Genomic DNA, 11,892 nt, shown 5'->3' with positions numbered 1-11,892 from the left:
CCCCCGAGGGGGCCGCTGCGCCTGCGGCCCGGCAAAGCCGGTTCCGCGGCCCCTGCTGGTGAAGAGGTGTCTCTTCGGGCTACTTTTTCGGAGGGGTGATGGGTTTGATGGCGCCGCAGTCGGCCGACAGCCATTTGCCCGTGGCATCCATGGTCATTTTCTCGGGCTTGCCCTTGACGGTGGTCGTGGTGTTCATCTTCATGGTGTAGCCGGTGTCACCGTTGAAGGTCATCACGCCTTCGCCGCTGGAAGGCGGCTGGGTGCAGGTGTAAGAGAACTTCATGGTGTTGCCGCTGCCCGGCGAGCGGGTGGTCTTGCAGTCGCCTTGCTGCTGCTGCGGCAACTCATTGCGCTCGGCCATTTCCTTGGTGATGCACACCTTCATGCTCATGCCGCCGCCGCTGCCGGGTGCCATGGACATGCCCTGCTTGGCCATCATGTCCTGCATCTGCTTGCGTTGCTCGGGCGGCATGCTGGCCATCTGCTTTTCCATATTGGCCATGGCTTTTTCCATTTCGCCGGAACTCGACTGCATTTTGTTGGTGATTTCCCACAAGCCGGGCTTGGTCGTTTGCGCCTGAGCGCCGGCGGCGAAGGCCAGTGTGGCGCTTGCCAGCAGAAGAGATATGGATTTCATGGGCACTCCTGGTGATATCTGACAGGGAGGGGGTGGTTTGTGCTCGCATTATGGCCAGGGAGTGCCGTCTGGCAAGCCCCGGCGCGGCCTTGCCCGAACGGCGGGCCCGGTTCAGCGCATGAATTTCCCGCCGCGCCCAATAATGGTCAGGTCGGTGAAACGCGAGCCTTCGTGGCTTTTGGGCGCGTAGTTCACAGTGAAGCCGCCCATGTTGTGGTCGCGCATCGATTCCAGCGCCGTGGCCAGGCTTTCGCGGGTCAGGGTCTTGCCGGCCCGGCGCAGGCCCTCGGTGAAGACCTTGGCCGCGAGAAAACCTTCCATGCTCGAAAAATCAAAATCCTTGTTGCCGGCCTCCGTCATGCGCTGCTGGTACTCGCGCACGATGGCGGAGGAGGGCGTGTAGGGAAAGGGCACGACCTGCGAAATGGTCACGCCGGCCCCGGCGTCGCCCAGTTCCTCGGCCAGGGCCTTGGAGCCGACAAAGCTCACATTAAAAAACTGGCCGCCGTAGGCCTTGGCCCGGGCCTGCTTGATCAGCGCGGCGCAGGACTTGTAGGCGCTGATCTGTATCACCGCTTCGGGCGCGGCCTTGAGGATCTCCGCCAGCGGCGCGGCCACGTCCACGCTGTTGCGCTCGACGGTGACGCTGGCCGCGGCTTTGAGGTTGCGCTTGGCCAGCGCCCGCGTCACACCCTCGAGCCCGGCCTTGCCGTAGGAGTCGTTCTGGTAGAAGACGGCGATTTTGGTGATGCCGACGGTGCTCAGGTGCTGCACGATGCGTTCGGTCTCGTCAAAGTAGCTGGCGCGCACATGGAAGATGTTGCGGTTGAAGGGCTCGCGCAGGGCCTGCGCGCCGGTAAAAGGGCCTATCAGCGGGATGCCGGCCGCGTTGATGGCCGGCACGGCGGCCAGCGTGGTCGGTGTGCCGACCGAGCCGACCAGCGCGAACACCTTGTCCTCCTCGATCAGGGCCTTGACCGCGGCGGCGGCCTTTTCGGGCTCGTAGCCGTCGTCGCGCGAGACCAGCTTGAGGCTGCGGCCGTTGATGCCGCCCGCCGCATTGACCGCATTGAAGTGGGCCAGTATGCCCAACTGCATGCGCTTGCCCAGCTCGGCCGCGGGGCCAGTCTGGGCGGCGAACTGCCCGACCAGGATTTCGCTGTCGCTGACGCCGGTTTCCGCGCAGTGCGCGGTGCCGGCGGCCAGTGCCAGCAGCAGTGCGCCGAATCGAGACCATGGCTGGGTGTTCATCAGGAAGCCCTCCGAAGTTGTCCGCAGCCGGGGATACGGCTGCGGCTACCTATGCAATGCACTGCCTATGTGCTGTGATGCCAAGGTATCCCAAGCCCACCGGCTTGGCAACGCGGTTAGCCCCCGTTCCTGCGCTTGCAGTGCATCAAGAGCGGCAAAAATGCCGCAAAAGTCTCGAATTGCGCGATTTGTGCCATGTGAGAGTTCATACGCCCAGCGCAAGCCGGGTGGTGCTCTTGACCTCTTCCATCACCGCGTAGGTACGGGTTTCACGCACGCCCGGCAGCTGCCACAGCACGGTGCCGGCGAAAGAGCGGTAGGCCGCCATGTCGGCCATGCGGGTCTTGAGCAGGTAGTCAAAGCCGCCGGCCACCATATGGCATTCGGTGATTTCAGGGTGCACCTGCACCGCCGCCTTGAAGGCCTCGAACACATTGGGCGTGGTGCGGTCCAGCAATACCTCCACAAACACCATCATGCCGGCGCCCAGCTTGAGAGGGTTGAGCAGGGCCTCATAGCCCAGGATGTAGCCGTCCCGGCTCAGGCGCTGCACCCGGGCCAGCACCGCCGTGGGCGACAGGGCCACGCTTTCGGCCAGCTTGAGGTTGGAAATCCGGCCGTCCTGCTGTAAAACATTCAGGATTTTGAGGTCTATGCGGTCAATTTCTGCGGAGGCTTCAAACATGAGTAGTGAATTATTCGGTTATTTTGGGAAATTTAGCGGGAAATTCATCATTATTCAACGGAACATCGATGCATCCACTGAATAAGCACCCCAACCCGTGAAATCCTCCATGGAGCCCCTGATGTTCACCTCCCCGCGCCTGCCTTTCCCCTACCGCCCCGAACCCGAGATCGTGGCCGGCCAGTTGCGAAGCCTGGCCGGCGCGCTGGACTGGGCGGCGGCCGCGCATTCGGCCCAGCCCTGGGTACAGGCCGTGCGCGACAACCCACCGCCTTTCTGGGCCATGGAAAGCCTGCTCAAGGAATACCCGATTTCCAGCGCCGAGGGCCTGGCCCTGATGCGCCTGGCCGAAGCCCTGCTGCGCGTGCCGGATGCCGAAACGGCGATTGCGCTGACGGCCGACCAATTGGGGCGCGCCGATTTCGACGGCGCCGGCGACGGTGTGATGGCGCGCCTGTCGGCCTCCGCGATCGCGATGTCCAAGCTGTTTTTGCCCGAAGGCGGCCATCCCAATTTGATGAGCAAGCTGGGCGCGCGCACCGTCGTGGCCGCCACCCTGCGCGCCGTGCAACTGCTGGGCCGGCAATTTGTGCTGGGCCAGACGATTGGCGACGCCATGGGCGAGGCCGACGACAGCCGCAAAAAAATCCCGAATTTGCGCTTCAGCTACGACATGCTGGGTGAGGGCGCGCGCACCGACGCCGATGCGCTGCGCTACCTGGCGAGCTACACCCATGCCATCCAGGCCATCGCGGCCGGCGCCAGCAGCAGCGGAGCTACGGAAAAAAACGACGGCATCTCGATCAAGCTCAGCGCGCTGCACCCGCGTTATGAAGACGCGCAGCGCGAACGCGTGATGGCCGAACTGGTCCCCCGCGTCTGGGGCCTGTGCGAGCTGTCGGCGCGCGCCAACATCAACCTCACGATAGACGCCGAGGAAGTCGACCGGCTTGAGCTTTCGCTCGACGTTTTCGAAGCGCTGGCCGCGCTGGTGGCGCAGCACCACCCCAAGTGGCAGGGCTTCGGCCTGGCCATGCAGGCCTACCAGACGCGCGCGCTGGACCTGATAGGCCACGTCACCGCCATTGCCCGCAAGTACAAGCTGCGCCTGATGTGCCGCCTGGTCAAGGGCGCGTACTGGGATTCGGAAATCAAGCGCGCCCAGGAGATGGGCCTGCCGCATTACCCGGTGTTCACGCACAAGCACCACACCGACGTGTCATACCTCGCCTGCGCGCAGGCCTTGCTGGCCGCGCCCGATGCGATTTACCCGCAGTTCGCCGGCCACAATGCCGCGACCATCGCCGCGATTTTGCAAATGGCTTCGCGCAACGCCGTGCCCTTCGAGCTGCAGCGCCTGCACGGCATGGGCGAGGGCGTGTTCCGCGAGGTGCTCAAGAACCCGCTGATCAGCTGCCGCGTCTATGCCCCTGTGGGCGCGCACCGCGACTTGCTGGCTTACCTGGTGCGCCGCCTGCTGGAGAACGGCGCCAATTCTTCCTTTGTGCACCAGCTCGCCGACGAGTCGGTCGGCATGGGCGAATTGCTGACCTCGCCGCTGCGGCTGGAGCCCGAGTCTTCGCTGCCGCTGCCGCCCGCGCTCTATGGCCCCGGCCGGCCCAACAGCCTGGGTCTGGACCTCACGGTAGCCAGCATGCGCGCACCGCTGCTGGCCGCGCTGGCCGCCACCCCTGTGCCCGTGGTGCCGGAGTTTGACCCGCGGCAGGCCGCGGCTGCCGTGGAGAAAGGCGCCGGCGCCTGCCGGGCATGGAGCAAGGTGGACGTGGCCGAGCGCGCGGCCATCCTGCGCCGCGCCGCCGACGTGATGGAGCGGCAGATGCCCAAGTTCTGCGCGCTGCTGGTCAAGGAAGCCTTCAAGACCTGGGGCGATGCCGTGTCGGAAGTGCGTGAGGCGGTGGACTTTTTGCGCTACTACGCCAATGAGGCCGAGCGCATCATGCGGCCGGTGGCGCTGCCCGGCCCGACCGGCGAGACCAATGAACTGCGCCTTGCGGCGCGCGGCGTCTGGGTCTGCATCAGCCCCTGGAATTTTCCGCTGGCCATTTTCACCGGCCAGGTCGCGGCCGCGCTGGCCACCGGCAACGCCGTGCTGGCCAAGCCGGCCGAGCAGACGCCCGGCATTGCCTGGGAGGCCGTGAAGCTGCTGCATGAAGCCGGCGTGCCCGAAGGCGTGCTGCAGCTCGCGCACGGCCCCGGCGAGACCGTGGGCGCGGCGCTGGTGGCGGCGCCCCAGGTGGCCGGCGTGGTGTTCACCGGCTCCACCCAGGTCGCGAAAATCATCAACCGCGCGCTGGCCGCCAAGGATGGCCCCATCGTCCCGCTGATCGCCGAAACCGGCGGCATCAACGCCATGCTGGTCGACAGCACGGCCTTGCCCGAGCAGGTCGCCGACGCGGTGGTACAAAGCGCGTTTCGCAGCGCCGGCCAGCGCTGCTCGGCGCTGCGTTTGCTGTGCGTGCACGAAGGCATCGCCGACCACGTGATAGAAATGATCAAAGGCGCGGCGCGGGAACTGGTGGCTGGTGAGACCGCCGACCTCGCCACCGACGTCGGCCCGGTGATAGACCGCGAGGCCTTTGACAACATCCAGAAGCATTTGCAGCGCCTGGGCACAAGCGCCAAGGTGCTGGTCGCTCCGGCGGATCGCGAGCAGGCCGCGTCCGGCCCCCTGGCCAACCTGGTTGCGCCCGCGGCCTTTGAAGTGCGCAGCCTGTCCGACGTGAAAGACGAAATCTTCGGCCCCGTGCTGCAGGTCGTGCGCTGGGGCAGCGGCGAGCTCAAGGACCCGCAGGCCGTGATCGCGCAGATCAACGCGCTGGGCTACGGCCTGACCCTGGGCATACAGACCCGCATCGACTCCCGCGCACAGGCGCTGGCCGCGGCGGCCCATGTCGGCAACATTTATGTGAACCGCAACATGATTGGCGCGGTGGTGGGGGTGCAGCCGTTTGGCGGAGAGGGGCTCTCCGGCACCGGCCCCAAGGCAGGCGGGCCGCATTACCTTTACCGTTTCTGTGCCGAGCAGACGGTGACGGTGAATACGACGGCGGCGGGCGGGAATGCCGCGCTGCTGGCGGGCGGCGCTTGAGGGTTTGCGCACGCCCTCGCGGGCAAGGCGTCAGATCTCTATCTTGCTGCCCAGCTCCACCACGGAGTTGTTCGGCAAATTCAGGAAATCCGCCGCTCCACTCGCGTTGTGGTGCATCTGCGCGAACAGCTTCTCGCGCCACGGCGCCATGCCGCTGCCAATCGTCGGGATCACGGTGTCGCGCGAAAGAAAATAGCTGGTGGTCATGGACTCCAGCTCGCAGCCGCGGCCCTTGATCTGCTGCAGGGCCTTGGGCAGGTCCAGGTCGTTCTTGAAGCCGTAGTGCACCTTGACCTGCCAGCAGTCATGCCCGAGCGATTCGATTTCGATGCGCTTGTTCATGCCTATCCATGGCACCTCGTGGTTGCGCACCGTCACGAACAGGTTCTGCGCGTGCAGCACCTTGTTGTGCTTGAGGTTGTGCAACAGCGCATTCGGGACGGTGCCGGGCTCGGCGGTCAGGAAGACCGCCGTGCCTTCCACCCTGACGGGCGGGCTGACGAACACGGCATCGAGGAAGCTGGGCAGATCGACAGCATCGGTGCGCAGCTTTTCATTGAGGATGCTGCGGCCTTGCTTCCAGGTGGTCATGACCATGTACAGAACCCCGGCCATCGCCAACGGGAACCATCCACCATGGGCAATCTTCAGCGCATTGGATGCAAAGAACGCGATATCGACCATAAAGAAGCAACCGGTCGCGGCGATGCACAAGGGCAACGGATATCCCCAGCCAAAACGGATCACAAAGAATGTCAGGATGGTGGTGATCACCATGAGCAGGCTCACCGAAATGCCATACGCCGCTGCCAGGGCTGAGGAAGATCCGAACATCAGCACGGCCATCACGACCCCGGCCAGGAGGGCCCAGTTCACGGCGGGAATATAGATTTGCCCGGTTTCACGGATGGAGGTGTGCAGAATGCTCAGGCGCGGCAGAAAACCCAGTTGAATGGTCTGTTTGGTGGCTGAAAACGCCCCGGAAATCAGGGCCTGGGAGGCAATGACCGTGGCCAGTGTCGCCAGCACCACCATGGGAATGAGCGCCCAGTCCGGCGTCATGAGGTAAAACGGATTGCTGGCCGCCTTGGGGTTCGCCAGGACCAGCGCTCCCTGTCCAAAGTAGTTGAGCATCAGGGACGGCATGACCAGCGCAAACCAGGCCAGCCGGATGGGCAGCTTTCCGAAATGTCCCATGTCCGCGTAAAGCGCTTCGGCCCCCGTAACGCACAGGAACACGGCGCCCAGCGTGATGAAAGCAATTCCGTAGTGCTCCATCGCAAAGCGCAGGGCATACCACGGAGCGACAGCCGCCAGTACGCCGGGGTTTTCGATAATTTGCAGCACACCCGTGGCCGCTATGGCCAGAAACCAGAATACCGTCACAGGCCCAAAAAATTTGCCGATATCTGCGGTGCCGCGTTTTTGCACCGCGAAAAGAATGAACAGCACCAGCAGGGAAATGGGGACGACATAGGGTTTGGCGGCCGGCGTGATGATTTCAAGCCCTTCCACAGCCGAGAGCACGGAGATCGCCGGCGTAATGACCCCGTCGCCAAAAAACAGGGCCACACCAAACACGCCCAGGATCAGCATCGCCTTGCGCAGTTGTGGACGGTCCTTGACCGATTGGGATGCCAGGGCCAGCAAGGCCATCAAGCCCCCTTCGCCTGCATTGTCGGCCCGCATGATGAGCGCCACATACTTGATGGACACCACCACCGTGAGCGTCCAGAAAAACAACGACAGCACACCCAGCACATTTGCCGTCGTGATGGGTACATGACCGCTGCCGAAGACCTCCTTGAACGCGTAAAGAGGGGAGGTTCCGATGTCGCCGTAGACGACACCGATGGCGCCCAGGGTGAGCGCCGCGAGTGATGATTTTTGACTAGACACAAAAACTTCCCGTCTTTGCGCCCGGCCCGTTCAAGCGGGTCCGAAGCAGCGGGAATGGTTACCTTTGGGAACGCTATTTTGCGCCCGGGGGCCCGGCTTGCAAGTCGGCGGGCACCCCTAAATCCAACTAATCCCGATTTTGTTGCACCGCAACAACTTGTAACAAAAGTGGGCGCCCGGCAGCTCCAGGAGCTGGGGCGGCACTCTGTTCGGAAGTGCTACCTTTTCAGTAGCTGCCTATGCGCGCCCGCTATGGGTTGGGATCGACTATGTCAGCCGCCGCGGGGCAGACCGGCTTTGCCGGATGCCCCGCGGCGTCCCCTGCAAGGGGAAAAGGCACTACGCGCAGCGCAGCGAAGTGGGAACGACAGGGGTATCAGTCATACACCTCGGCGTCCGGGTCGGTGGCTTCGAGTTCGTAGCTCGCCGCCAGCATGGCCAGCCGGGCGATCACGCCATACATATAGAAGCGGTTGGGGCTGCTGGAGCCGGGTTTTTCGCCGGGCTGCGGCAGGCGGCCGCTGTCGGCGAAGGCCAGCGGCACAAAACTGGCGCCGGGCGCGTTGAGGTTTTCGTCCACCCCGCGCTCGGCATGCACGCGGTAAAAGCCGCCGACCACATAGCGGTCCATCATGTAGACCACGGGTTCGGCCACCGCGTCGTTGACGCGCTCGTTGGTCAGCACGCCTTCCTGGATGATCACTTCCGACAGCGCCTGGCCGTCCTTGGTGGTGCTCATCTTGTTCTTGGTCTTGCGGTTCAGCGCGTCCAGGTCCTTGACGTCGCGCACCGTCATGATGCCCATGCCGTAGGTGCCGTTGTCGGCCTTGACGACGACAAAGGGCTTTTCGTTGATGCCGTATTCCTTGTACTTGCGCTTGATCTTGGTCAGCAGCGCGTCGACATTGGTGGTCAGGCACTCCATACCGGTGTTCTCGGCGAAGTTGACCTCGCCGCACTGCGCGTACATGGGGTTGATCAGCCAGGGGTCTATGCCCAGCAGCTTGCCGAAGCGCTTGGAGATTTCTTCGTAAGCCTTGAAGTGGTGCGATTTGCGGCGCACCGACCAGCCCGCGTGCAGCGGCGGCAGCAGGTACTGCTCGTTGACGTCTTCCAGGATGCCCGGGATGCCGGCCGACAGGTCGTTGTTCAGCAGGATGGTGCAGGGGTCGAAGTCCTTCAGGCCCAGGCGCCGGTCGGTGCGTATCAGCGGCTCGATGGTGATGGTCTCGCCGGTCGGCAGGTTCAGCGTGGTGGGCGCCTTGATGTCGGGGCTCAGCGAGCCGAAGCGCACGTTCAGGCCCGCCTGGTGGAAGATGCGCTTGAGCTGCAGCACATTGGACAGGTAAAAGCTGTTGCGCGTGTGGTTCTCGGGCACGACCAGCAGGTTGCGCGCCTCGGGACAGATTTTTTCGATCGCGGCCATGGCTGCCTGCACCGCCAGCGGCAGCATTTCAGGCGTGAGGTTGTTCCAGCCGCCGGGATACAGGTTGGTGTCCACCGGGGCCAGCTTGAAGCCCGCGTTGCGGATGTCGACCGAGCTGTAAAACGGCGGCGTGTGCTCCATCCACTCCAGCCGGAACCAGCGCTCGATGGCCGGGGTGGAGTCCAGTACGCGTTGTTCGAGTTCGTTGATGGGGCCGTTCAGGGCGGTGATGAGGTGCGGAACCATTCGGCCACTTTCGATAGGGTGATTCTGTTATTTGCTTCGGCTATAGCTGACCGAATTCTAGGGAGATTGGGACGGCATCCTGGGGTTACAAGGGGTAACGCCGGTCAAGCCATCCAAAAATCCGTGGACCGCATTCGCGGCCCGGCATGCCCTCAGGAGCGCACTTCGCCCTGGCCCAGCACCACATACTTGAGGGAGGTGAGGCCCTCAATGCCGACCGGCCCGCGCGCATGGAACTTGTCCGTGCTGATGCCGATCTCGGCGCCCAGCCCGAACTCGAAGCCATCGGCGAAGCGGGTGCTCGCATTCACCATGACGCTGGCCGAATCCACCTCGCGCAGAAAGCGCTGGGCGTGCATGTGGTCGCGGGTCAGGATGGCGTCGGTGTGGTGGCTGGAGTAGTGGTTGATGTGGGCGATGGCTTCGTCAATGCCTTCGACCACCTTGATGCTGATGATGGGCGCCAGGTATTCCTCGTACCAGTCCTGCTCGGTGGCGGCCAGGGTGTTGGCATTTTTCACCTTGGACAGAATGGCCAGCGCCTCCGGGTCGCAGCGCATCTCCACGCCCTTGGCAGCGTAAATAGCGCCGATTTTCGGCAGGAAGGCGGCGGCCACGCCGCGCGCCACCAGCAGGCCTTCGCTGGCATTGCAGGGGCTGTATTTCTGCGTCTTGGCGTTGTCGGCGACCTTGACGGCCATCTCCAGGTCGCAAGGGTCGTCGACGTACACATGGCAGTTGCCGTCCAGGTGCTTGATGACGGGCACCCTGGCGTCGCGGCTGATGCGTTCAATCAGGCCTTTGCCGCCGCGCGGGATGATGACGTCCACATACTGCGGCATGGCGATCAGCCGCCCGACGGCCTCGCGGTCGGTGGTGGGCACCAGCAGTACGGCATCGGGCGGCAGGTCGGCGTCGGCCAGGGCTTGCTGCACCAGCGCGGCCAGCGCCTTGTTCGATTCGATGGCTTCCGAGCCGCCGCGCAGAATGCAGGCGTTGCCGCTCTTGATCGCGAGCGAGGCGGCCTCTATCGTCACATTGGGCCGGCTTTCGTAAATCATGCCGAAGACCCCGATGGGCACGCGCATCTGGCCCACGCGTATGCCGCTGGGCTGCTCCTTCATGCCGATGATGTCGCCGATCACGTCGGCCATGGCGGCCAGCTGTTCGCAGCCCTGGGCCACGGTGTCAATGATCTTGGGCGTGAGCTTGAGCCGGTCCAGCAGGGGGCCGGCCAGGCCCGCGGTTGTAGCGCGCTCCAGGTCGCGCTGGTTGGCGGTTTCCAGCACCGCCGTGTTTTTGCGCAGCGACTTGGCCAGGTTCAGCAAGGCCTTGTTTTTGGCGGCGGCCGGTGCGCGCGCGATCTCGGCCGAAGCCGCTTTGGCCCGGGAGCCCAGCAGTTCCATCAGGCCAGCGACGTCGCCGGCGATATCGCTGGAAGAAGAAAGGGCTTGGTGGGAGTCGGGCGCGTTCATGGGGCCATTTTAGGCCTGCCGGTGGGTGCCCACGGCGCTGGGGGCTATGCCTGCCGAGTACTGCGGACCGGCGCGGCGCATTGCTCGCAGACCATGCCGGCCAGCCGGTGCAGGGCCTGCCAGCCGTCGGCGGGCCAGTCAGGCTGCTTCAGGCCCTTGACGATGCCGTCGACCTTGTGGGCGGCGTGCAGCAGGTTGGCCAGGGTGGTGTCGCCGATGTGCGGCAGCACGCGCTCGAACAGTTTTTCCTTGATGCCCCAGACGCGGTTTTCGCGCAGCGCCATGGGCATGGGCCGGCCGGCGCTAATGGCATCTTTCACGCGCTTCATGCTGCGGATATCTTCAGCCAGCGCCCAGTGCACCAGCACTTCGGATTCGCCCTCGGACTGCAGGCCGTCCAGCATGCGTGCCACGCGCACAGCCTGGCCCCCCAGCACGGCTTCGGAGAGCTTGAAGACGTCGTAGCGTGCCACGTTGAGCACGGCGTTTTCGACCTGGTCGAAGCTGAGGATGCCGTCGCTGCCGCCCGACTGGGCCGGGTAGAGCAGGCCCAGCTTCTGGATTTCCTGGTGCGCCGCCAGCAGGTTGCCCTCGACCCGGTCGGCGAAAAACTGCAGCGTGCGCTGGCCTTCCTCGCCGGCGGCCACGCGCTGGCCTTGCTGCTGCAGGCGCTGGGCGATCCACTGCGGCAGGCTGCGCCTGTCGATCGGGTCGAACTTGACGGTGATGCCGAAGCTCTCGAGCGCGCCGAACCAGGCGCCCTTGGCCGTCATGCTGTCCAGTCGCGGCAGCATGACCAAGGTGAGCGTGCTGTCGTCGCCCTGCGCGCGCTCGGCGATCTGCTGCAGCGCGACCGAGCCGTCCTTGCCGGGCTTGCCGCTGGGGATGCGGATCTCGACGATCTGCTTGTCGGCGAACAGGCTCAAGGAGCCGCCGCTGGCCAGCACCTCGCTCCAGTCGAAGTGCGCGCCGGCCACGGTGTGCACCGTGCGCTCGGTGTAGCCCTGGGCGCGCGCCGCGGCGCGCAGCGCGTCAGCGAACTCCTGCACCAGCAGGGGCTCGTCGCCGTGCAGGGTGTACAGGCTCTTCAAGCCGCGCTTGAGGTGCTCCTGGAGTTGGGCGGGGGCCAGATTCATGGGACGGAGTTTAGCGGGTGGGCTTGTG

8 protein-coding genes are annotated in these 11,892 nt (G+C 64.6%); 1 reads left to right on the top strand and 7 read right to left on the bottom strand.

From position 1 onward, the window contains the following. Window positions 1-79: 79 nt before the first annotated feature. From PMI15_RS18940 to PMI15_RS18930, 3 genes are all read right to left on the bottom strand, one after another. Entirely contained in the window at window positions 80-637 is a 558-nt protein-coding gene (locus PMI15_RS18940) for a DUF3617 domain-containing protein (RefSeq protein ID WP_007872897.1), read from the bottom strand. 111 nt (window positions 638-748) lie between these two features. Next, window positions 749-1,888: an ABC transporter substrate-binding protein gene (locus PMI15_RS18935; RefSeq protein WP_007872896.1), complete on the bottom strand. Its 1,140-nt coding sequence runs from the start codon at window positions 1,886-1,888 to the stop codon at window positions 749-751. 205 nt (window positions 1,889-2,093) lie between these two features. After that, window positions 2,094-2,573, bottom strand: coding sequence for an Lrp/AsnC ligand binding domain-containing protein (locus PMI15_RS18930; RefSeq protein ID WP_007872894.1), 480 nt, complete (start codon window positions 2,571-2,573; stop codon window positions 2,094-2,096). A 121-nt stretch (window positions 2,574-2,694) separates the two neighbouring features. On the opposite strand from PMI15_RS18930, the gene PMI15_RS18925 reads away from it, so the two are divergent. Beyond that, window positions 2,695-5,682 (top strand): L-glutamate gamma-semialdehyde dehydrogenase, encoded by a 2,988-nt coding sequence (locus PMI15_RS18925; RefSeq protein WP_007872892.1) that lies wholly within the window; start codon window positions 2,695-2,697, stop codon window positions 5,680-5,682. A 30-nt stretch (window positions 5,683-5,712) separates the two neighbouring features. Here PMI15_RS18925 and PMI15_RS18920 read toward each other — a convergent pair whose 3' ends face one another. From PMI15_RS18920 to holA, 4 genes are all read right to left on the bottom strand, one after another. Beyond that, window positions 5,713-7,581: a potassium transporter Kup gene (locus PMI15_RS18920; RefSeq protein ID WP_007872877.1), complete on the bottom strand. Its 1,869-nt coding sequence runs from the start codon at window positions 7,579-7,581 to the stop codon at window positions 5,713-5,715. Between the two features lie 376 nt (window positions 7,582-7,957). Further along, a complete protein-coding gene (gene gshA / locus PMI15_RS18915; protein WP_007872875.1) occupies window positions 7,958-9,253 on the bottom strand; it encodes a glutamate--cysteine ligase in 1,296 nt (431 codons plus the stop codon). Between the two features lie 152 nt (window positions 9,254-9,405). Further along, window positions 9,406-10,659: a glutamate-5-semialdehyde dehydrogenase gene (locus PMI15_RS18910; RefSeq protein ID WP_369751965.1), complete on the bottom strand. Its 1,254-nt coding sequence runs from the start codon at window positions 10,657-10,659 to the stop codon at window positions 9,406-9,408. Window positions 10,660-10,772: 113 nt separating this feature from the next. After that, window positions 10,773-11,864 carry a DNA polymerase III subunit delta gene (gene holA / locus PMI15_RS18905; RefSeq protein ID WP_007872873.1) on the bottom strand — a complete coding sequence of 364 codons (1,092 nt, stop codon included), beginning with the start codon at window positions 11,862-11,864 and terminating at the stop codon, window positions 10,773-10,775. Between the last annotated feature and the right edge of the window lie 28 nt (window positions 11,865-11,892).

It is taken from the genome of Polaromonas sp. CF318 (genome assembly GCF_000282655.1).
Lineage (GTDB): Bacteria > Pseudomonadota > Gammaproteobacteria > Burkholderiales > Burkholderiaceae_C > Polaromonas.
The sequence above is the reverse complement of the archived record's forward strand: the minus strand, read 5'-3'. Positions and strand labels throughout refer to the sequence as shown.